This window comes from Mycobacterium sp. 050134 (assembly GCF_036409085.1).
Lineage (GTDB): Bacteria > Actinomycetota > Actinomycetes > Mycobacteriales > Mycobacteriaceae > Mycobacterium.
Genome location: NZ_JAZGLV010000016.1, coordinates 90,363 through 113,295 on the forward strand (window position 1 = coordinate 90,363; position 22,933 = coordinate 113,295).

The window sequence follows — 22,933 nt, forward strand, 5'->3', positions numbered from 1 at the left end:
TCGGATCTAAGTTTCACATACGCCATGGGTGCCCGCTAACCGGGCTGCGGCTCGGCGCGCCCCGCCGGTGACCGGGGAGGGTCGACCCGGGAGGGCCACCAGTTCGCCCGCCCGACCAGCGCGGCGATGGCCGGAACGGTGACGGTGCGCACGAGGAAGGTGTCCAGCAGGATCCCGACGCCGATCACGAAACCGCCCTGCACGACGGTGCCGATGCTGGAGAACAGCAGACCGCACATCGAGGCGGCGAAGATCAGGCCCGCCGCGGTGATCACACCGCCGGTCGAACCGAGCGTGCGGATGATGCCGTACCGCATGCTGTGCGGGGACTCGTCACGCATGCGCGAGACCAGCAGCATGTTGTAGTCGGCACCCACCGCGATCAACACCACGAAGGCCAGCGGCGGCACGCTCCAATGCAATTGCTGGCCGAGCAGGAATTGGAAGACCAGAACGCCGACCCCGACCGCCGACAGGTACGAAACAATGACGGAAGCAACCAGATACAGCGGCGCCACGATCGCGCGCAGCAGCGCGACCAGGGTCAGCAGCACAACCAGCAGGGTCACCGCGATGATGAACCGGATGTCGTGTCGGTAATAGTCGCGGGTGTCCTTGAGGCCGACGGTGAAGCCCGCCATCGACACCGTGGCGTCCGACAGCGCGGTATTCGGCTGGGCGCCCCGCGCGGTCGCGCCGATCGCGTTCACCTGATCCATGGCTTCCGTGCTGAACGGGTTCAGCTTGGTCTGCACCAGGTACCGCACCGTGTGGCCGTCGGGCGAGATGAACGCCTTGGCGGCCTTCTGGAACTCCTCCAGGTGCAGCAGCTGGGGCGGGATGTTGAACCCGGCCATCGCCGGGTGTGCGGCATCGCGCTTCAGCGACAACAGGAACGCCGCCGACTCGCTGAGGCCGGCGCCCAGCTGCTTGACCTGGTCGACGAGTTGGGCCACCGCGTCCGCCACCTGCCGGCTCCCGCCCGCGAACCGGTCGGCGCCGCTTTGCAGGCTGTTCAGGTTCGCCTGCAGGCCGCCGGGTCGGTCCATCCCCAGCGAGTGCAGCACGTTGGTGATCTTCGTCAGCGCGGCCCGCAGGCGGTCCGTCGACGCCTTGAGGGCCCGCTTGTCCGGGTAGACCTGCAGCTGATGGGCCAGGTCGTTGATCGCGTCGAGGTCGGCCTGGTCGCGCGACCCGGCCAGCTGCTCGAACGTCCCGCGGGTGGCGCTGCACGACGGGTCGGCGTCGCACACCGGGTTGCCCTGCAGCGCCGCCAGCACCGGGCCGATCCAGGCGAACATGTTCTTGCCCGCCGAGAAGTTCCAGCCCATGGCGTTGCTGAGCGAGTTGACGTGGTCGACGAGCTGGGCCGCGATGTCGACCTCATGGACCAGCGCGTCGCCGCTGTACTGGTTCTTCGCGGACGCGAAGGCGTTCTCCAGCTCCTGCACGCTGGCGGCGAGTTGGGTGACCTGGCCGCGCACGTCGCCGAGGCTGCTGGCCAGCGTGCCCGCCCCGTCGACCAGCCGGTTGAGGTCGCCGGTGTGGTCGTTGATCAGCGTGGACCCGCCCGCCAGCAGGGTGCCGATCGCGCCGGCCTGATAGGTGGCCCGGAACTGTTCCGGCACGTTTCCGGTTGGCCGGGTGATGCCGCTGACCGCGGCGACGTTCGGCAGCTGGCTCACTCGGTCCGCCATCTGCTCGAGGTCGGCGAGGGCCTGCGGCGTGCGGAGGTCGTGCGGGGACTGGACGAGGATGTACTCCGGGATGGATTGGTTGACCGGGAAGTGGCGATCCAGCGCGGCGTATCCGATGGAGCTGGGAGCCGACGCCTTCAGGGCCTTGCGGTCGTCGTAGTTGTACCGCACCAGCGCAGCGCAGCTGGCCAGGACGATCAACACCAGCACGCTGGCGACCAGGTGCAGCCTCGGCCGACGCACGATCCGGATGCCGGAACGACGCCAGAACGTGGCGGTCAGTTCGCGGCGCGGCTTGATCCAGCCACGCGGCCCGGAGAGCACGACGATCGCGGGCAGCAACGTCATCGCGGCGAGAAACGCGACGCCGATGCCGATCGCCGACGAGACGCCCACCGTCTTGAACACGCCCATCCGGGCGAAGCTGATGAGCAGGAACGTGATGCCCACGGTGCTGGCGGAGGCGGTGATCACTTTTCCGATCGAGACCATCGCCCGCTTGACGGCCTCGTCGTAACCGTCGCCCGAACGCAGGTAGTCGTGATATCGGCTGATGAGGAAGACCGCGTAGTCGGTGCCGGCGCCGGCCATGATCGCGCTCAGAAAGACGATGGACTGGTTCGAGACGCCCGAGCCGGTCAATTGGGAATAGCCGGCCACTAGCGCCTGCGCGATGACCAGGGACAGCCCGATGGTGATCAGCGGCAGCAGCATGGTGATGGCGCTGCGGTAGACCACGAGCAGCACGATCAGCACCAGGACGGCGATCGCCAGCTCGATCGGGAGCCGGTCTTTGTCGCCCGCGACGGTGAGGTCGGCGACGGTCGCCGCGGGCCCGGTGAGGTTTGCGGTCAGCGGCGTTCCGGCGACGGTGCGCTCGACGATGTCGCCGATCCGCTTGAAGGCGGCGTACGCGTGTGGGGTGCCCAACTCGCCGGCGACGCCGACCGGCAGGACCCAGGCCTTGTGATCCGCACTGGTCAGGATGGGACGCAGGGGTGGCGCGCTGATGAAGTCCTGCAGCATCACGACGTCGCGTGTGTCCTGGCGCAGCGCGTCAACCAGTTTGCGGTAACCGGCTTCGTCGGCGGGGCCCAGCCCCTTGTCGTCGGTCAGGACCACCAGCAGGAGGTCTTCGGAACCCGACTCGTGGAACGCCTCGGTCATCTTCCGTGCGGTGACGCTCGACGGCGCGTCGCTGGGCAGGATGCCCAGGGGATGCTTCTGGGCCATCGCGTTCAAGGACGGGAACGTCAGCGGCAGCGCGACGGCGATCGCGAGCCACACCCCGATCACCAGCCACGGCCACCGGACGACGAAATCGGCTAGCCGTCGCATGTCGCCTTCACCCCCGGGCCGCGCCCGGCCGGCCCGCGGCTTCGCGACCCGGGTCGATCAAGAGACATCGCACTACCCTCGCTAAGCAACGCGTCCCCAGTGTCCGCTCTGCGCGACCCGCGCGCATACGGACTTCATCGCCTCCATGTAGCGGACGACCGACTTCTGGGCGATCGGGTTGTCGGGGAACATGATCGCCATCGCGGTGCCCTCGCCGTACCGGAAGATGTACACGGTCAGCTGATACGAGAACCGGCCGTCCGAATAGATCCCGATGTTGTTGGCGTAACCCAGCTCTGCCGCCGCCAGGACCGCGTTGAGCGGTGCGGCGCCGCCATGCAGGAAGTTGGTCACCGGAAAATTCGGCTGCGGCCAGCTCAGCCACGGCGCCAACTCCAGCACGCGGTAGTACGGGACCTTCGCCAGGTGCAGGCCCGAGTCGAACGAGGACTGCGCGGCCCACGCGGCGTCGCCGAACGAGGCCGCCGCGATCGGCACGGTGATCGGGACCAGGCCGGTGAACCAGCCCTGCGTCATGAAGTTGTCCGTGGTCCTGCGGGTATCCCGCGGGGTCAGCCCGTAGTACGTCGGAGCGCCCGTGAACTCGTGCTCCACCAGGGCGAGGCAGGCGAACAGGCCACCGACGAAGCGCGCGCCGACCGCCGTGCAGGCGGCCTCGAACCGTTCCGTCTGCGCCGAGTCCAACAGCAGCTCGGACACCATCTCGCTGTCGCTGGGCTCCAACGGGTTGCCCAGTGGCAGCGGGAATTCGGGAAAGCCACCATTGTTGTTCTCGGCGAAGTCAATCCACTGGCGCACCTGCGGCGAGTCCGTGGTCAGCGTGGACGCGTATTGCCGCTCGCGGGCGCAGAAGTCGTCGAAGCTGCCGGCGTCCGGGAGCGCCAGCGGCTCACCGCCCCCGCTCAGCGCGGCATACATCCCGTTGGCCTCGAGCATCGTGGTGCCGATCAGCGTCGCGTCCCCGTGGACGTGATCCATGGCGGCAAAGAACGTGAAGTGGCCCTCGCTTTGGACGACGCCGAAGGTGAAGCAGCCCCACTCCAGCGGATTCGGTATGCCGACGACGTGGGCGCGGATCTCGTCGACCGTCATCGTGCCGTGCTCGACGGGCGCGAATTCGATGTCGGCGGGGTCGGTGAGGGTGTGCCGGACGAACTCTCCGTCGCCGGTGTGCTGAAACCAGCTGCGGAACGTGTCGTGCCGACGCAGGTAGGCGTTGAGGGCGTGATCCATGGCGGCGACGTCGCACTGGCCGGGAACCTCACAGGTGGCGATGATCTGCCGGGAGAAGTCCAGGCCAGCGGAGGTCCGTTCGTGGTAATTACGCAGATGCTGGCCCTGCATGTAGCTCACCGGGACGGAACTGACCGGCGCATGGCGGGCCTTCTCCCGGGCCGTGGCCGTCGGCTGCCACGAGATGACCGATCCTGGCTTCGGCGAGTAATCGCCGAGTGAGCCGATCGTGATCTTCCCAATCCGCAAGCTCTTCTCCTCCGGACGGCTTTTTGCTCTGGATGGCTTTTCGTCGGTGAATGGCTTTTCTGCTGTGGATGCCTAGCCCGGCCCCCACCGGCAGCGACACCAACATAACCTCCCGGGCCGTCGGCCGAGCCCACATGCGCCGATACGCATAGACCGCGCACTGGCCGGCGAAGGGCCCGGCCCCGGTGAGCCCGGTGCCCGCCACGCGCGCGGGACGTGCGCGGCGCGGCCCCCGCAAGCATCCGCGCTGCCATACTTGACGTCGGAGGTGATTCGGCTGCGGCAACCAGTCCGGCATGTGTACATTCGCCACGACGGTCGCTGGAGCCAGTACGCCGGGGGGATTTACACCAGGTCTCAGCCTGGGTGCGTGCGTTGCTGAGCGGCTCAACTGGTGGTTCGGAGCAACCACGGCCCCGGCGCCGCAAAGGCGCGGGCAAAAATCCTCCGGGCTGGACAGGAAGGACAACCGCATGACATCCGTCGAGGACCCGATGGGGCGGGCGTTGGGTTCGGGGGGCTTTGCGATCGTCGGCTACGCGGCGCGTTTCCCGGGTGCCGCGGACACGGACGAGTTCTGGCAGGTGCTGGCCGAGGGCCGGGACGCGGTTTCCGAGGTGCCCCAGGACCGGTGGGATGTCGACGAGTTCTTCGACCCGGATCCCGACGCGCCCGGGAAGGTGGTGACCCGCCGGGCCGGCTTCGTCGACGACGTCACCGGATTCGATGCACCGTTCTTCGGCATGTCGGCGCGCGAGGTCAGGTTGATGGACCCGCAGCATCGGCTCCTGCTGGAGACGGCCTGGCGGGCGGTGGAGCATTCGGGCACCGCGCCAACGTCTTTGGCGAACACGAACACCGGCGTCTTCATCGGTTTGGCCACCCACGACTACCTCGGGATGGCGTCCGACGAGCTGACCTACCCCGAGATCGAGGCCTATATGGCAATCGGGACGTCGAACGCCGCCGCCGCGGGGCGGATCAGCTACCGGCTGGGGCTGCAGGGGCCGTCGGTCGCCGTGGACACGGCGTGCAGCTCGTCGTTGGTGGCGATCCACCAGGCATGCCAGGCGCTGCGCCTGGGCGAATGCGACCTCGCGCTCGCCGGCGGCGCCAACGTCTTGCTCACACCGGCGACGATGATCACCTTCTCCCATGCGCACATGCTCGCGCCCGACGGCCGGTGCAAGACGTTCGACGCGGCCGCCGACGGGTACGTGCGGGGCGAGGGTTGCGGCGTCATCGTCGTGAAGCGACTCGAGGACGCGATCCGCGACGGCGACCGGATCCGGGCCGTGATCCGCGGCAGCGCGATCAACCAAGACGGCGCATCGGGCGGCCTAACGGTGCCGAACGGCGTTGCCCAGCAACGGGTTATCACCGAGGCCCTGAAACGGGCCGGCATCGCACCCGGCGATGTCGGGTACCTGGAGGCGCACGGCACCGGGACATCGCTGGGCGATCCGATCGAGGCGCAGGCCGCGGGGGCGGCGCTGGGTGCCGGCCGCGAGCCGGACCGGCCGTTGTTGATGGGCTCGGTGAAGACGAATATCGGCCACCTCGAAGCGGCCGCGGGGATCGCGGGCGTGATCAAGGTGATCCTGTCCCTCGAGCACGAGCTGCTCCCGCAGCACCTGCACTTCCGCAATCCCTCGCCGCACATCCCGTGGGACGAACTCCCCGTGCAGGTCGTCCAGGAGCCCACCGCCTGGGAACGCGACGGCCGACCGCGCATCGCGGGCGTCAGCTCGTTCGGGTTCGCCGGGACGAACGCGCACGTGATCATCTCCGAGGCGCCCGCCGAGCCGGGGGAGCGGCCCGCGCCGGCCCCCGTTCCCTTCGACCGGCCCGCGGACCGGCGGTTCAGCGTGCTTCCGCTGTCGGCCCGCACCCCCGCCGCGTTGGTTGAGCTCGCCGATCAGTACCGCCGCTGGCTGCGCGCCCATCCGGAGGCCACCCTGGCCGATTTGTGCTTCACCGCCGGGGCCGGGCGAGCACACTTTGAGCACCGCGCGGCGATGGTGGTCAATTCGAAGGAATCCGCCAGCGAGTTGCTCGGCGCGCTGGCGGACGACCGCCCGGCGCCCGGCCTGGTGCGCGGGGAGTCCGGTGACACGCCGAAGACGGCGTGGCTGTTCACCGGACAGGGCAGCCAGTACCCGGGCATGGCCCGCGAGCTGTTCGACACGGAGCCGGTCTTCGCCGAGGCGCTGCGCCGCTGCGCGGCGGTGGTCGACGACGGGCTCGAAAAGCCGTTGCTGGACGTCATTTTCGAGGCGGATGGCGCGGACGGCCACGAGACGCTGCGGCAGACCTCTTACGCCCAGCCCGCCCTGTTCGCGGTGGAGATGGGCCTGGCCCGCCTCTGGCAGTCATGGGGCTTCGAACCGGACGTGGTGCTGGGGCACAGCGTCGGTCAGTACGCGGCGGCCTGCGTCGCCGGCATCCTCTCCCTCGAGGACGGCGCGCGGCTGATGGCGGAGCGTGGCCGCCTCTTCGGCAGCCTGCCGCCCGGCGGCCGGATGGCCGCAGTATTCGCCTCCCCCGAGCGCGTCGAGCGTCTCACCGACGAGTTCCCCGGCCTGTCGGTCGCCGCCTACAACGGCGCCAACACCGTGCTGTCGGGCCCCGAAGAGGACCTGGACCGGGCGGTGGCCGGGTTGGTCGCCGACGGGGTCCGCTGCGACGGGCTGGACACCAGCCACGCCTTCCACTCGGCGCTGCTGGACCCGATCCTCGACGAGTTCGAGGCGTACGCCGACCGATTCGATTATGCCGCCCCACAACGGATCCTGGTGTGCAACCGCACCGGCGCCGCGCTCGGCAGGAGCGTGAAGCTCGATGGCGCCTACTGGCGCCGGCACGCGCGCCAGCCGGTGGAGTTCGCCAAGAGCGTGCGCACCCTGGCCGACCTTGGATGCAAGGTGTTGCTCGAGATCGGCCCGCAACCGGTGTTGACCGCCGCCGCCCTGCGGGCCTGGCCCGACCCGGTGACCGCACCGCGGGCGATCGCGTCCCTGCGCCGCAACACGGCCGACCACCGGCAGGTCGCCGAAGCCCTGGCCGACGCGTACGTCCTGGGCCACCTGCCCGACTTCGGGGCCGCCTCCGGGCCCGCGCGGAAGCTCGACCTGCCCACCTATCCCTTCCAGCACCGGCAGTACTGGTATCGGGACGATCGGCAACGTCCCAACCAGCACCAGAACGAGTCCGCGCGGACCGAGGCGGTCCGCCTCCTCGAGGACGGCCGGATCGAGGAACTCGCGGCCCTGCTTGACGGCGGGGATGGCGATGGCCAGACCCGCAAGGTGCTGACTCGTCTTGCCGCGCAGCACAACCTGCAGCGCAAGACGCAGTCGATCGCCGACGCGCGCTACGAAATCCGGTGGGAAAAGGCCGCCCCCGGGACCCCGGCGCCGGACGCCGAAACCGCGGCCTGGCTCGTCGTCGGTGACGACGCCGGCGCGGTCCGGCCCCTGGCCGACGCGCTCACCGCGCGCGGGCACCGGCATCAGATCGTCGGATTGCCGGCGTCCGACGCCGACGAGGAGGGGTTCGAGGCCACGCTGCGCGCCGCGGTGGCGGACGAACCAGCGCTGCGCATCCTGCACGTCGCGGCGCTCGAATCGATGGGGTCGCTGCCCGGCATGCAGCACCGGGTCCTCGGCGGCACCCGGCGGGTCTTCCGCGCGGCGGCCGCGGCCGAGCTGCGCAGGCCCATCTGGCTGGTGACCCGCGGCGCGCAGCGAGTCACCGACGCCGATTCCGTGTCACCGGACCAGAGTTGCCTGTGGGGCTTCGGGCGGGCCGCGTCGCTGGAGCACCCGCAGATGTGGGGCGGGCTGGCGGACCTTTCGGGAGGCGCGGAGAACGAGGCCGACCAATGGTCGCGGCTGATCGACCAGCTGGTGGCGGCGCCCCGCGACCCGGCGATCGCGGAAGACCAACTCGCGGTGCGTGATCAGGCGGTCTACGTCGCGAGGCTGGCTCGCCGGATCGGGCAGCAGGCCGCGGTCCCGATGGAGTTGCGTTCCGATGCAACATATTTGGTGACGGGCGGCCTGGGCTCGGTGGGTCTCGAGATCGCCGATTACCTTGCCGCGCACGGTGCCGGGCACCTGGTGCTGACCGGCCGGCGCGCGCCCGATGACGCGGCCCAACTGCGCATCGACGCGATCCGCGAACAGCGCGGCTGCGAGGTCCGTGTCGTCGCCGCCGACGTCGCCGACGGGCAGGACGTCGAACGGCTGTTGGCCACCGTGCGGGCCGAACTGCCGCCCCTTGCGGGCATCGTCCACGCCGCGGGCGAGATCGGCACCACCCCGCTGCGCACGCTCGACGACGCCTCCCAGCAAGCAGAGGTGGACCGGGTGTTCGCCGGCAAGGTTTGGGGCGCTTGGCATTTGAGCCAGGCGGCGGCCGACCTGCAGTTGGACTTCTTCCTAGCCACCTCCTCGATCGCCTCGGTGTGGGGCGGGTTCGGCCAGACCGCCTACGGCGCGGCCAACGCCTTCCTCGACGGCCTGGCCTGGCGGCTGCGCGAGCGGGGCGTGCCCGGGGTGAGCGTCAACTTCGGCCCGTGGTCGGCGGGCATGGCCGACGCGGAGTCCCGCGCCCGGCTGAACGAGCGCGGGGTGCGGACGCTGTCCCCCGCCGACGCGCTGGCCGGGCTGGCCGATGTGATGGCGGCCGCCTGCGCGCAAGGACCTGCGCAGGGGCCGGCGCAAGGGGTGGTGGCCCGGATCGACTGGGCCCGTTTCCTCCCGCTCTACCAACAGGCCGGCCGTCGCGCGTTCCTGTCGGAGTTCGAGCGCGAGCTGCCGGATTCGGCTCCCGCGGCCGGACCGTCCGGCCGCACCCGGCTGGTCGAGCAACTCACCAACGCCCCGGTGCAGCAGCGGAAGAAGCTGCTCACCGACCACCTGCGCGACGCCGTGGCGGAGGTGACGCGGGTCGATGCCGCCGAGATCCGCGAGGACGCCGGGTTCTTCGACCTCGGCATGGACTCGCTGATGGCCGTCGAGCTGCGGCGCCGCATCGAGCAGGCCGTGGGCAAGGAGGTGCCGGCGACGCTGGCCATGGACCACCCCCGGCTCTCCGACGTGGTCGACTACCTGCTCGCCGACGTGCTCGGCCTGAGCGAGCAGTCGTCCGACTCGCGGGCGCAGCTGGCCGCGGCGGTGACGACCCGCACCGACGAGCCGATCGCCATCGTCGCGGTGTCGTGCCGTTTCCCCGGGGCGCCCAACCCCGAGGCGTTCTGGGAGGTGCTGTCCGGCGGCGTCGACGCGATCCGGGAGATCCCGGAGGATCGATTCGACATCGACGAGTTCTACGACCCTGACCCGGAGACACCGGGCAAGATCTACAGCCGCTTCGGCGGATTCCTGGACGAGATCGACGGATTCGACCCCGAGTTCTTCGGGATCTCGCCGCGTGAGGCCGTATGGATCGACCCGCAGCAGCGGCTGATGCTGGAAACGGTCTGGGAGGGCCTGGAACGTGCCGGGTACTCCCCGGCGTCCTTGCGCGGCAGCCGAAGCGGCATCTTCGTCGGGGTCGCGGTCAACGAGTACTCGCACCTATTGTCCGCCGACTCCGTCGAGAAGATCGAGCCGCATTTCATCACCGGCAACGCGCTCAACGCGATCTCGGGCCGGGTCGCCTTCGCGCTCGGTCTGGAGGGACCGGCGGTCGCGGTCGACACGGCCTGCAGCTCCTCGCTGGTCGCCGTCCACCAGGCGTGCCAGGCGCTGCACTCCGGTGACTGCGACATGGCCCTGGCCGGTGGGGTGAACGTCCTGCTGAGCCCGGTGTCGATCATCGCGGCCTCGCGGGCGCGGATGCTTTCCCCGGTCGGCCGGTGCAAGACCTTCGACGCCTCCGCCGACGGTTACGTGCGCAGTGAGGGCTGCGGGATCCTGGTCCTCAAACGGCTGAGCGATGCGGTGCGCGACGGCGATCGGGTGTGCGCGGTCATTCCCAGCACCGCGGTCAACCAGGACGGTGCGTCCAGTGGGCTGACCGTGCCCAACGGTGGTGCGCAGCAACGGCTCATCAACACGGCGCTGGCCCGGGCCGGCCTGGTCGGCGGCGACGTCGACTACCTGGAGGCGCATGGCACGGGCACGCCGTTGGGCGATCCGATCGAGGTGCAGGCCGCCGGGGCGGTCTACGGTGCCGCCCGCGACGCGGACCGGCCGCTGCTGATGGGGTCGGTGAAGACCAACATCGGGCACCTCGAGTCGGCGTCGGGCGTGGCCGGCCTCATCAAGGTCGTGCTCTCGCTGCAGCACGAGATGCTGCCGCAGAGCCTGCACTTCGAGAAGCCGTCGCCGCACATCCCGTGGGATTCGCTGCCGGTGCGCGTCGTGGACAAGGCGACTCCCTGGGAGCCCAACGGCAAGCCGCGGCGCGCCGGCATCAGTTCGTTCGGCTTCACCGGCACGAACGCGCACGTGCTGATCGAGGAGGCGCCCGTCCAGCCGGCGACGCCCGACGAATACTCCACGGGCGACCTGCCCGACGACGTCCTCGCGACGGCGGAGCTGGCCAACGAGGAAGAACCCGTCGAGGTGTTGCCGCTCTCGGCGCGGTCGCCCCAGGCGCTGGTGGCCCTGGCCGAGCGATACGGGCGATGGTTGAACGCCAACCCGAAGGTCGACATCGCCGATGTCTGCCTCACGGCCGGGGCCGGCCGCTCGCATTTCGAGCACCGGGCCGCGCTGGTCGTGGATTCGGTGGCGAGCGCCCGTGACGCGCTGGCCGAGCTCGCCGACAACCGGGTGCGCCCGGGGGTGGCTCGTGGCGAGTGCGCCGACCGGCCGACGACGGCGTGGCTGTTCACCGGGCAGGGCAGTCAGTACCCGGGCATGGCGCGCGAGTTGTTCGGCGCCGAGCCGGTTTTCGCCGATACGGTGACGCGCTGCGCCGAAGCGGTCAATCCGATCCTGCCCCGGCCGTTGCTTGACGTGCTCTTCGCCACCGACCGGGACACCGGCGGTCAGGCCGGGGAAACGTTGCGGCACACGTCTTTTGCGCAGCCAGCTCTGTTCGCCGTGGAGATGGGCCTGGCCCGGCTGTGGCAGTCGTGGGGCGTGCAGCCCGACGTGGTGCTGGGGCACAGCGTGGGCCAGTACGCCGCCGCGTGCGTGGCCGGTGTCTTCAGCCTCGAGGAGGGTGCCCGGCTGATCGCCGAGCGCGGCCGGCTGTTCGGCGGCCTGCCCGACGGCGGGCGGATGGTGGCGGTGTTTGCGGATGCGAAGTACGTCGAGGAGATCGCCGGTCAGTGCCCCCGCGTGTCGGTTGCCGCCTACAACGGCCCCAACACGGTGCTGTCGGGTCCCGGCGAGGACCTCGAACAACTCGTCGCCGGATGCGGCAACGACGGGATCCGCTGCAGCTGGCTGGACACCAGCCACGCCTTCCATTCCGAGCTTCTGGAGCCGGCGCTCGACGAGTTCGAGTCGTACGCGGCGCGGTTGGACTACGCGGTGCCGACGCTGCCGCTGGTGTGCAACCGCACCGGCGCCGTGCTCACCGCCGAAACCCCGCTGGACGCCCAGTATTGGCGGCGGCATTCCCGCCAGCCGGTGCAGTTCGCCGAGAGCGTGCGCACCGTGGCGGCACTCGGTTGCTCGGTGCTGATGGAGATCGGTCCGCAACCGGTGCTGACCGGTGCCGCCGTGCAGGTGTGGCCCGACCATCTGGCCTCACCGCGCGCCATCGTCTCCCTGCGCAAGGGCATCGGCGACCGGCGCCAGATCGCCGAGGCGGTCGCCGGGGCGTATGTCAGCGGCCATCGGCCGAACTTCGCCGCCCTGCAACGGTACCCGCGCCGCAAGCTCGAGCTGCCCACCTATCCGTTCCAGCGCAGGCGGTTCTGGCCCAAGACCTCCGGGACCAGCGGCATCGCCGGCATCGACGGTCCGGGCGCGGGTGCGGCCGGAATCGTCGGCAGCGCAAAGGACCTCGCTTCCGGCGACTCCGTCTACACCAGCCGGCTGTCGGTCAAGTCGCAGCCGTGGCTGTCCGATCACGTCATCTACGGCACCGTCGTCGTCCCGGGGGCGACGTACGCGGCGATGGCCCTGGCCGCGGTGGGGACGCCCGCCAGGGTGCAAGACGTCTTCTTCTATGAGCCGATCATTCTGCCCGAGAAGGCTTCCCGTGAGGTGCAGCTGACTCTGCATCCGCTGGACGACGGCCCGCAGGGCGCGGCGAGCTGGAGCTTCCGGGTGCACAGTCGCCCCTACGGCGTCCGCGACGCCGACTGGTCGCTGAACGCCGACGGCAAGGTCGTCACCGGTGTCGAGGACGAGCCGGCGCCCGACTCGTCGGACGCCCCGGTCGACGTGGCGATCGAGGGGATGGAACGCACCCGTCCGCAGCAGCTGTTCGAGACCTTCGCCGACATGGAGCTGGCCTGGGGACCGGCCTGGTCGAATTCCCTGAAATCGCTGTGGGTCGGCGAGGGTGAGGCGATCGGCGACGTCAGCGTCGGGGAGGAGCTCGCCGAACACCTCGGCGCCGAGCCGATCCACCCGGTGCTGCTCGACCTGTGCACCGGCGTCGCCTTCCCCGCGTTCCCGGCGCTGCTCGCGGCCGAGCAGGGCGTGAACGACCTGTTCCTGCCGCTGCGGTACGGGCAGGTGGAATTGCGGGAGAAGATGCCGCGGCGGTTCTACTGCCGCGCGAGGTGGCACACCAGCGGCCTCGACAGCGAGACCCAGGTCTTCGATCTCGACTTCGTCGACCGAGAAGGCCGCCGGCTGGGCGGGATCCGCGAGTTCACCGTCAAACGCGCCCCCCGCGAGGCGTTGCTGCGCGGGCTCGGCGGTGACGCCACCCGGCTGCTGTACGCCCTGGGCTGGCACGAGGTGCCGCTTACGGCCGACGCGCCCGGGGACGCGATGGGCACCTGGCTGGTGGCCGGATTCGACGAACTGGCGGCCGAGCTGCCCGGCTGCGTCTCGTTCGACCGGACCACGGACCCGGAGCCGGTGGGGAAGCTGTTGGCGCAGGCCAAGGAGCGCGGCATGCCGTTCTCCGGGATCGTCTGGCGCGCCGGCGCACCCGGCGCGGACGAATCCGGCGCCGAGGGCGCCGCACGGCTGGAGGCCGAGGTCGCCCAGCTGCTGAGCGCCGTGCACGCGGTGCAGGCCGGCGAGGCGATGAAACTGCCCAACGGGCTCTGGATCATCACCGAACGGGCGGTGGCCACCGAATCCGGCGAGCCCGTCGACCCGGTGCAGGCCGCGCTGTGGGGACTCGGCCGCACCATCGTCAACGAGGAGCCGGCCCTGCGCTGCAGACTCGTCGACCACGACGGGTCGGAGCAGGCCGTGCGCTCGCTGGCCGGCCTGCTCGGCGCGCCCGTCGAGGAGCCCGAACTCGCCCTGCGGCAAGGGAAGTTCTTCGCCTCCCGATTGCTGCAGTGGTCGCGCAGCGGTCATCTCGCGGTGCCGCGGGCGACCGACTACGTGCTGGCGCCCACGGAACGCGGCGCGATCGACAACCTGCGCCTGACCGAGGCCGACGTGCCACCGCCGGACGACGGCTACGTGCAGGTCCGGGTCGAGGCCGCCGGGCTGAACTTCCGCGACGTCCTCAACGTGTTGGGCCTCTACCCGGGTGACCCCGGCCCGATCGGTGGCGACTTCGCGGGCACCGTCACCCAGCTGGGTGACGGGGTCACCGGGCTCGAGGTCGGCCAGCGCGTCTACGGCTTCATGCAGGGCGCCTTCTCCAGCCGGTTCAATGTGCCGGCGCAACTGCTGGCGCCGATTCCCGCCCGGGTGAGTGCGGTGGACGCGGCGACCATCCCGGCGGCCGCCCTGACGGCCAGGCTTGCGTTCGACTGGGCGCAGCTGAAGCCGGGGGACCGGGTGCTCATCCACGCCGCCAGCGGCGGCGTGGGTCTGGCCGCCATCCAGATGGCCCAGCAGCACGGGGCGGTCGTCTTCGCCACCGCCAGCGCCTACAAGCGCGCGACGTTGCGCAAGCTGGGTGTGGAATACGTCTACGACTCGCGCAGTACGGATTTCGCCGACCAGATCCTCGCCGACACCGACGGCGCCGGGGTCGACGTGGTGCTCAACAGCCTGACCAACGAGGGCTTCATCGAGGCGACCGTGCGGGCCACCGCCCAGAACGGCCGGTTCGCCGAGATCGCCAAGCGGGACATCTGGACTCCGGAACAGATGGCGGCGGCCCGTCCCGACATCGCCTACGAGATCGTCGCGCTGGACACGGTCACATTCCAGGAGCCCGAACGCATCCGCACCCTGCTGGGCGAGGTTTCGGACGGGCTGGCCCGTGGCGAGTGGACGCCGTTGCCCGCCGAGATCTATCCGCTGACGGAGGCCAAGACGGCATTTCGGAGGATGCAGCAGGCCCGGCACATCGGCAAGATCGTGCTGCAGATGCCGAGCCCGCTGCAACCGCGCGGCGACCGGAGCTACCTGATCACCGGTGGGCTGGGCGCGATCGGCTTACACACGGCCGCCTACCTGGCCCAACTCGGCGCCGGCGACATCGTGTTGACCAGCCGGCGCACGCCGGACGCTGAGGCGCAACGGGCGATCGACGACATCACCGAGCGCTACCGGTGCCGCATCCACACGTTCGCCGCCGACGTGGGCGACGAGGCCCAGGTCGAGCGGCTGCTGGAACGAATCCGCGCGGACTTGCCGCCGCTGGCCGGGGTGGTCCATCTCGCCGGCGTGCTCGACGACGCGCTGCTGTCCCAACAGAACGCGGAGCGATTCCGGACGACGTTGGCGCCCAAGGCGTTCGGCGCCTGCCACCTGGACCGGTTGGCGAAGGACGACGCACTGGACTTCTTCATCGTGTCCTCCTCGGTGTCCAGCCTGTTAGGTTCACCCGGGCAGGCCAACTACTCGACGGCCAACGCGCTGCTCGACGGGCTGGTCGCGGCGCGCAAGGCGCGGGGCCTGCCGGCGACCGGCGTCAACTTCGGCCCCTGGGCCAAGGGCGGCATGGCGTCGTCGGAGGCCGCGCGCGCGAACATCGGTGCGCAGGGCCTGGTTCCGCTGGAACCCTCGGCCGCCCTCGGCGCGCTCGCCGAGGTGGTCGCCAACGGCACCGCGCAGGCCACCGTGATCAAGGCCAACTGGCAGCGTGCCGCCAAGGTGCTGGGCGCTTCGCGCCCACCGATCCTCGACCTCGTGTTACCGAGCGCGGTGGGGGAGGCGACGGGTGACAGTGAGATGCTCCGGCAACTCCAGGAGATCCCGGTGGCGCAGCGCGCCGGCTTCATCACCGAGTTCCTGCAGCGCGAGGTGCAGCATTTCCTGCGGCTCGCGCAGCCGCCGGCGGCAAGCAGTCGGTTCCTGGACCTGGGCACGGACTCGCTGATGGCGGTCGAACTGCGCAACCGGCTGCACAGCCAGTTCGGGGGCGCGTTCACGCTGAACGCCACCGCGGTGTTCGACTATCCGACCATCGGCGGGCTGGCCGAGTACCTGGCCGCTCAGATGCCGGAGCCGGAGGATGCGGTGTCGCCGCAGCCGCAGGCGGGGCCGGACACCGAAGCGCCGGAACCGAACTGACGCCCCGCGTCAGTCGGCGATGTCGAAGGCCGAGTTGACCTTGGTCGGCCGGACCCGGACCACCAGCTCGCCGGGCACGGCGTTGCGCCGCCCGAACTCGTCGGCCCGGTCGGCGCCCATGTACCGGGCGCCGATCCGGGTTGCGGTGTCCAGCAACTCCTGCGGGTCCTCGCTCGTCGTCGCCAGGCCCTGCACCTGCACGAACGAATACGGTGGGTGCGGATCGTCGACACAGATGACGACCCGCGGATCACGGGTCAGCGCCCGGCCTTTGGCCGTCTGGCGGCCGGTGTTGAAGACCAGCTGACCGTCCTGCACGACGAACCACACCGGCGCCACCAGCGGCCGGCCGTCGGCGGCGACATAACCGAGCATGCCGGTGCGGGTGCCCGCGGACAGGAACGAGACCACTCGATCGGAGAGCTTCGCGGGTTCGGTCACGGGCGGTTACAGCCGCGCGAGGTCGTAGTCGCCGATGCGATCGATCAGGACGTGTAGGTGGTCCTGCGACGAGCCCAGGGTGTACTCGATCGCGGTGAGCCGGGCGGCGTAATGGCCCACGGGGTATTCGGCGGTCATGCCGATGCCACCGTGCATCTGGATCGCCTCCTGCGCGATATGCCGGCCCGAGCGGCCGATCTGGAGCTTGGCCCGCGACGCGATGAGCGGGTCGAGGTTGCCGTCAGCGATCGACATCGCGGCGTAATAGCTCATGCTGCGCGCCAGCTCAAGCGACACGTACATGTCGGCCGCGCGCTGGGTGAGGGCCTGGAACTTGTTGAGCGTGACGCCGAACTGCTTGCGCGCCTTGAGGTAATCGGTGGTCAGCCGCAGCGCCTCCTCCATCGCGCCGACGGCTTCCGAGCACAGCGCCGACTGGATCCGGACGATCGCGTCGCGGATGGCGGCCGAGGCGTCGCGCACCTCGGCGGCGTCACCGAGGGGTTCGGCGGGTGTGCCGTCGAAGTCGATCTGCGCGCCCCGCTGCCCGTCGAGCGTGGGGTAGGGGTGCCGCGCCGTCACCTCGCCGTCGACCAGGAACAGCCCGGTGCCGCCGCCGGGCAGCGCGGCGCTGACCACCAGCGTGTCGGCGCAGTCGCCCGCCAGGACCGGGTTCTTCGTGCCGGTGAGCGCCCACGAATCGCCTTGCCGCTCGGCCGAAGTGGTGACGGCGGCGGTGGGCTTCCGGTGCCCGGCCTCCTGGTGGGCGAAGGCGAGCAGCCGCTGCCCCGATGCGACCTCGTCGAGGAGTTCTTTTTGCGTGGCGCTACCGAGCTGTGCGATCACCGCTCCGGGCCCGAGCGCGGCGTGCAAAACGGGCTCGGGCGCCAGTCGCCGGCCGATCTCGGTGAGCACCACCGCGATCTCGTTCTGGCCCGACTCGTCGGGGTCGAAGCCGAGGCCGAGGATCCCGGTGTCGGCGAGCTGGCTCCAGACCTCGCGGCTCCAGCCGAGATCGCTGGCGATGACCTTGTTGCGGCTCTCCGGGTCGTAGGTGCGCGACAGCAGCTCGCGGGTGGTGTCCCGCAGCAGGCTCTGTTCGTCGCTCAGCTGAAAGTCCATGGCTGCCTCACAATCCCAGAATGGTGGACGCGATGATGTTGCGCTGCACTTCGTTGCTTCCGCCGTAGATGGACGTCTTGCGGTAGTTGAGGTAGCGCGGGGCGCTGGACTGCGCCCACTCGGGGGACGCGATCGCCCCGTCGCCATCCACCGGCAGCGCGTCGGGGCCGGCGACCTCGACCATCAATTCGGTTGCCAGCTGCTGCAATTGGCTGCCGCGCATCTTGAGCACCGACGACGCCGGGTTCGGCTTGCCGCCTGTGGAGTCCGTGGTGACCCGCGACTGCGTGAGTTCCAGTGCCAGGATCTCGTTTTCGGCCTCGGCCAGCCGGGCGGCAAACAGTGGGTCTTCCAGCAGCCCGGTCTGTGCGGCGTGCTTCTTCACCTCGGCGAGCTTTACCTTGGTCCGGCCCACCCCGGCGATGCCGGTGCGTTCGTTGCCCAGCAGGAATTTCGCGTACGCCCACCCTTGATTCTCTTGTCCGACGAGCTGATTCGCGGGAACGCGGACATCCTCGAAGAACACTTCGTTGACCTCGAAACCGCCGTCGATCAGCTTGATCGGCCGCAGGGTGATTCCCGGCGTCTCCATGTCGATCAGCAGGAAGGAGATGCCGGCCTGCCGCTTGGGCGCCTGCGGGTCGGTGCGCACCAGGCAGAAGATCCAGTCCGCGTACTGGCCGAGCGTCGTCCACGTCTTCTGCCCGTTGACGACGTAGCTGTCGCCGTCGCGCACCGCGGTGGTACGCAGCGACGCGAGGTCGGAGCCGGCCTCCGGCTCGGAAAACCCCTGGCACCACCAGATGTCGATGCTAGCCGTCGGTGGCAGGAAACGCTCCTTGATCTCCCGGGACCCGAACTCGGCGATCACCGGCCCGACCATCTTGGTGTTGAAGTTGAGCGGTTCGGGCACGCACGCCAACTGCATCTCGTCGGCCCACAGCTGGAACTGGGTGGGTGTCCAGTCCTTGCCGCCCCATTCGACCGGCCAGTTGGGCACGGCCAGGCCGTGCTCGTGGAGGATCTTGTGGCTCGTGACGATGTGCTCCTTGGTCACCGGCGCGCCCTCGCGCACCGCCACGCGCAGCTCCTCGGGGATCTGGGTGGTGTAGAACGTGCGGAGTTCGTCGCGGAACGCGGCTTCCTCCGGTGTCAGCGCCAGTTGCATGGCAGACTCCTGTCGGTCCGGGGGGAGCGCGGTGAGCCGCTGCGGTCGCGCCACGTCCCGTCCGGTCGTTCGCTCCAACCTCCATCTTGACCCATCGCCCTCGGTGCTTGTCCACACCCTCGGGTTAATGCACAGGCGGGCCGCGCGGCGCCGTCGGGGCGCCCCGGTCTGGCGGTCGGCGCACCTACGGTCGGCGCATGCGAACAGAACTGCCCGCCGAACGGCTGCACCGAAGGCTCGGGGCGGACCCCGACGCCGATCCGCCTGCCGCCCCCAGCGCCGACCTCTCGTCGGCGGACTCGGGGGACTCCGACCGGTCCCCGGACGAGGACCAGAACTCGTTGCTGCCCAGGTGGATACCCGACGCGTCGCCGGCCCGCGGCTGGGCGGCCAGGATGCGTGCCGACCCCGGCCGGGCGGGCGCCATCGGGCTGGCGATCGTGGCGGTGCTCGCCGTCCTGGTCACGGTGCTCACCATGCTGCGCGACCGTCCGGCCCCGGTGATGTCGGCCAAGCTTCCCCCGGTCGAGCGAGCCACCGCCGCGTCCCCGCGGTCCTCCGCCAATCCCGGGCCGCCGGGTGGGGCCGACCACCCGGTGGTGGTCAGCATCGTCGGCCTGGTGCGCACCCCCGGTCTGGTCACGCTGGCTCCCGGCGCGCGCATCGCCGACGCGCTGCAGGCCGCCGGTGGCGCGGTGAACGGGGCGGACACCATCGGGCTGAACATGGCGCGGCCGGTCGGCGACGGCGAGCAGATCGTCGTCGGGCTCGCCCCGTCCGCCGGGCAGCCGCCCGCGCTGGGCAGCTCGGTGGCGTCGGGCTCGCCGCCGACTTCGCGGACGCCCGCACCGGGGGGTGGGCCGGGCCCGGCCAAGCCCAAGGCGGGAGAGGTGCTCGACCTCAACACCGCGACCATGGAGCAGCTGGACGCCCTGCCCGGGGTGGGGCCGGTCACCGCGGCCGCCATCGTGGCCTGGCGGCAGGCCCACGGCAAATTCACCAGCGTCGAACAGCTGGCCGACGTCGACGGCATCGGCCCGGCGCGCCTGGACAAATTGCGCGCCCTGGTCCGTGTCTGAGCCGCGTGCTTCCCGCCGCCGAGCCGGCACCCGCCAAGGTCGACGTGCGGCTCGTACCGGCCGCGCTCGCGTGTTGGGTGGTGACCGCCGCCGGGATCTGCTGGCCGGTCGGCCGGGGCGCGGCGCTGTGTTGTGTCGGCCTGGCGGCCGGTTCCGCCGCGCTGGCCTGGCGCGTGGCGCGCCGCCCCTACCGGGGCGAGCGCCTCCGCGCGGTGAGCGCCGGACTGGCGGTGGTCGGCGTGGTCGGCGCGGGCTACGGGTTCGCGATCGCGCTGCGCGCCGACGCGGTCGGTCACCACCCGATCACCGCCGCCTACGGCAGGGCGGCCCCGGTGACGGTCACGCCCACCGAGAGCGCTGTGCCGCTCGGGGGTGGCCGGCTGATGTTCCGGGCCAACCTGCGGCGCGTCGGCGACGACGAGCTGTCCGGTCGCGTCGTCGTGTTCGCGCGTGCCTCGGAGTTCACCGTCCAAGACGACCCGAAGGACGGCCCTCAGGCTGGACCGGTGCTGCCCGGCCGGCCGGTCCGGTTCACGGCGCGCATCGGCCGTCCGCTCCGCCACGATCTGACGATCGCGGTGCTCACCGCCACCGGCCGGCCGACCGCCGGCACCGCGGGCGCGGCGCAACGCGCCGCCCAGACCGTGCGCGGCCGGTTCGCCGCCGCGGTCCGGGCCGTCCTGCCCGCCGACCAGGCCGCGATGCTGCCCGCCCTGGTTCTCGGCGACACCTCGGCCGTGAGCGCCGAAACAGGCCGCGCGTTCCGCGCGGCGGGCATGACCCATCTGACCGCGGTATCGGGGGCCAACGTCACGATCGTGTGCGCCGCGGTGCTGTTCTCGGCGCGGCTGATCGGTCCCAGGGCGGCCGTCGCGCTCGCCGCCATGGCGCTGGCGGCATTCGTTGTCGTCGTCCAGCCGACCGCGAGCGTGCTGCGGGCGGCCGTCATGGGCGTCATCGCGCTGGCGGCGATCCTTTCGTCCCGCCGGCGCCAAGCGATCCCGGCGCTGTCGGCGACGGTCCTCGTGCTGCTGGCCGTCGCCCCGCACCTGGCCGTCGACGTGGGCTTCGCGCTGTCCGTGTTGGCGACGGCTGCACTGGTTGTCGCGGCCCCGGTGTGGTCGCGGCGCCTGGTCAGTCGCGGGTGGCCCAAGCCGCTGGCGGACGCGTTCGCGGTCGCTTGGGCCGCGCACGTGGTGACCGCCCCGCTGGTGGCCGGCATCTCCGGTCGGGTCAGCCTGGTCGCGGTGGGCGCCAACCTGTTGGTCGCCCCGGTGATAGCGCCAATCACCGTGCTGGGCAGCGCGGCGGCCGTCGCGTGTGTGGTGTGGCGTCCGGCCGCGGAGCTGCTCATCCGGTTCACCGGCCCCGAGGTGTGGTGGGTCCTGCGCGTGGCGCGGTCGGCGGCGGGCATACCGGCGGCGACCGTCCCGGTTCCGGCCGGTGTGCCAGGCACGCTGGTGGTCGGGGCCGTCGCGGTGTCGGCGGTCCTGCTGTGGCGATGGCGCTGGTTCCGGGCGACCGGCCGCGTCACGCTGATCGCCTTTGGCCTATGGGCGCTGGCCTGGCTGCTCTGCGAACAGTGGGATCCGTCCGGCGGGGCCGTCGGTCGGTCGTGACACCATCGTGGGATGAGCGAGGATTCGCCGTTGCACCTTGTCCTCGGCGACGAGGAATTGCTGGTCGAGCGCGCCGTGGCCGAGGTGCTGCGGGTGGCCCGCAAGCGGGCCAAAGCCCCGAACGACGTGGACATTCCGGTCAACCGGATGCGGGCCGGTGACGTGGGCACCTACGAGCTCGCCGAGCTGCTGAGCCCGTCGTTGTTCGCCGACGAGCGCGTCGTCGTGCTGGAGGCGGCCGGCGAAGCGGGCAAGGAGACGGCGGCCATGATCACGTCGGCCGCCGCCGATCTGACTGCGGGCACCACGCTGGTGGTCGTGCACTCGGGCGGCGGGCGCGCCAAGGCGCTGGCCACCGAGCTGCAGTCGCTCGGTGCGATCGTGCATCCCTGCGCCAAGATCACCAAGCTGAGCGAGCGGGTCGACTTCATCCGCAAGGAGTTCCGCGCGCTGCGCGTCAAGGTCGACGAGGAGACGGTCACCGCCCTGCTGGACGCCGTCGGCTCGGACGTGCGCGAACTTGCCTCGGCCTGCTCGCAACTGGTCGCCGACACCGCCGGTGCCGTGGACGCCGCGGCCGTACGCCGCTACCACAGCGGCAAGGCCGAAGTGAAGGGCTTCGACATCGCGGACAAGGCCGTAACCGGGGACGTCGAGGGCGCCGTCGAGGCGCTGCGCTGGGCGATGATGCGGGGGGAGCCGCTGGTGGTGCTGGCGGATGCGCTGGCCGAGGCGGTCCATTCGATCGGCCGGGTGGGTCCGCTCTCGGGCGATCCCTATCGCCTGGCGGCGCAGCTGGGAATGCCGCCCTGGCGGGTGCAGAAGGCGCAGAAGCAGGGGCGGCGCTGGTCGCGCGAATCGGTGGCGACGGCGATGCAGGTGGTCGCGGCGCTGAACGCCAACGTCAAAGGCGCCGTGGCCGACGCCGACTATGCAATGGAATCCGCGGTGCGGACCGTCGCGGAGCTGGCCGCCAACCGGTCCCGCTGAAGAACGCGGCCGAGGTCAGATCTTGTTGAGGGCGCGCGCCAGCGCGGACTTCTTGTTGGCCGCCTGGTTCTTGTGAATCACGCCCTTGCTGGCCGCCTTGTCGAGCTTGCGGTTGGTCACCAGCAGCAGCTCCGCGGCCTTGTCCTTCTCGCCGGCGTGGGCGGCCTCGCGGAAAGCGCGTACGGCCGTGCGCAGCGACGACTTCACCGACTTGTTGCGCAGGCGGGCGCGCTCATTGGTGCGATTGCGCTTCTGCTGCGACTTGATGTTGGCCACGCGTGTCGTTCCTTCGTTAAGTCGTTGGTGTCTGCCGGAGTCGGTGCATGTCAGAGTCGCCTCTATCCCGACGGCGACTGCCCAGGTTAGCAGTCGGTTACGTTTTCTCCCAAAATGGAGACCCACA

Annotated in this window: 10 protein-coding genes; 4 read left to right on the forward strand and 6 right to left on the reverse strand. The window is 70.7% G+C overall.

The features are described from left to right. Positions 1-35: 35 nt before the first annotated feature. Entirely contained in the window at positions 36-3,035 is a 3,000-nt protein-coding gene (locus tag SKC42_RS19560; protein WP_330965923.1) for an MMPL/RND family transporter, read from the reverse strand. Between the two features lie 81 nt (positions 3,036-3,116). After that, positions 3,117-4,538, reverse strand: a complete 1,422-nt coding sequence (locus tag SKC42_RS19565) for a condensation domain-containing protein (protein WP_330965924.1) — start codon at positions 4,536-4,538, stop codon at positions 3,117-3,119. Positions 4,539-5,011: 473 nt separating this feature from the next. Here SKC42_RS19565 and SKC42_RS19570 point away from each other — a divergent pair, with 473 nt between their 5' ends. After that, the gene (locus tag SKC42_RS19570; protein WP_330965925.1) at positions 5,012-16,111 is read left to right on the forward strand and encodes a type I polyketide synthase; all 11,100 of its coding nucleotides are present in this window, start codon (positions 5,012-5,014) and stop codon (positions 16,109-16,111) included. Positions 16,112-16,120: 9 nt separating this feature from the next. Here the strand turns inward: SKC42_RS19570 and SKC42_RS19575 are convergent, their stop codons facing one another. From SKC42_RS19575 to SKC42_RS19585, 3 genes are read right to left on the reverse strand one after another with little or no spacing between them, the layout of a single operon-like run. Further along, positions 16,121-16,552 carry a PPOX class F420-dependent oxidoreductase gene (locus SKC42_RS19575; RefSeq protein WP_330965926.1) on the reverse strand — a complete coding sequence of 144 codons (432 nt, stop codon included), beginning with the start codon at positions 16,550-16,552 and terminating at the stop codon, positions 16,121-16,123. Positions 16,553-16,558: 6 nt separating this feature from the next. Continuing rightward, on the reverse strand, positions 16,559-17,674 hold the full coding sequence (locus tag SKC42_RS19580) for an acyl-CoA dehydrogenase family protein (RefSeq protein ID WP_330965927.1): 1,116 nt from the start codon (positions 17,672-17,674) through the stop codon (positions 16,559-16,561). Positions 17,675-17,681: 7 nt separating this feature from the next. Further along, positions 17,682-18,842 carry an acyl-CoA dehydrogenase family protein gene (locus tag SKC42_RS19585; protein WP_330965928.1) on the reverse strand — a complete coding sequence of 387 codons (1,161 nt, stop codon included), beginning with the start codon at positions 18,840-18,842 and terminating at the stop codon, positions 17,682-17,684. Positions 18,843-19,039: 197 nt separating this feature from the next. Here SKC42_RS19585 and SKC42_RS19590 point away from each other — a divergent pair, with 197 nt between their 5' ends. The 3 genes from SKC42_RS19590 to holA are packed head-to-tail and all read left to right on the forward strand — an operon-like array spanning position 19,040 to position 22,530. Further along, positions 19,040-19,921, forward strand: a complete 882-nt coding sequence (locus SKC42_RS19590; protein WP_330965929.1) for a ComEA family DNA-binding protein — start codon at positions 19,040-19,042, stop codon at positions 19,919-19,921. 5 nt (positions 19,922-19,926) lie between these two features. Further along, positions 19,927-21,540 carry a ComEC/Rec2 family competence protein gene (locus tag SKC42_RS19595; RefSeq protein WP_442932196.1) on the forward strand — a complete coding sequence of 538 codons (1,614 nt, stop codon included), beginning with the start codon at positions 19,927-19,929 and terminating at the stop codon, positions 21,538-21,540. Positions 21,541-21,570: 30 nt separating this feature from the next. Beyond that, positions 21,571-22,530, forward strand: coding sequence for a DNA polymerase III subunit delta (gene holA, locus SKC42_RS19600; RefSeq protein WP_442932200.1), 960 nt, complete (start codon positions 21,571-21,573; stop codon positions 22,528-22,530). A 15-nt stretch (positions 22,531-22,545) separates the two neighbouring features. Here holA and rpsT read toward each other — a convergent pair whose 3' ends face one another. Further along, positions 22,546-22,806, reverse strand: coding sequence for a 30S ribosomal protein S20 (rpsT, locus tag SKC42_RS19605; protein ID WP_330965931.1), 261 nt, complete (start codon positions 22,804-22,806; stop codon positions 22,546-22,548). Positions 22,807-22,933: the final 127 nt, after the last annotated feature.

Bases quoted from the DNA above. Each gene is read 5' to 3' on its own strand.
- SKC42_RS19560 (WP_330965923.1), bottom strand. From the start codon at position 3,035: ATGCGACGGCTAGCCGATTTCGTCGTCCGGTGGCCGTGGCTGGTGATC.
- SKC42_RS19590 (WP_330965929.1), top strand. From the start codon at position 19,040: ATGCGAACAGAACTGCCCGCCGAACGGCTGCACCGAAGGCTCGGGGCG.
- SKC42_RS19580 (WP_330965927.1), bottom strand. From the start codon at position 17,674: ATGGACTTTCAGCTGAGCGACGAACAGAGCCTGCTGCGGGACACCACC.
- SKC42_RS19570 (WP_330965925.1), top strand. From the start codon at position 5,012: ATGACATCCGTCGAGGACCCGATGGGGCGGGCGTTGGGTTCGGGGGGC.
- SKC42_RS19585 (WP_330965928.1), bottom strand. From the start codon at position 18,842: ATGCAACTGGCGCTGACACCGGAGGAAGCCGCGTTCCGCGACGAACTC.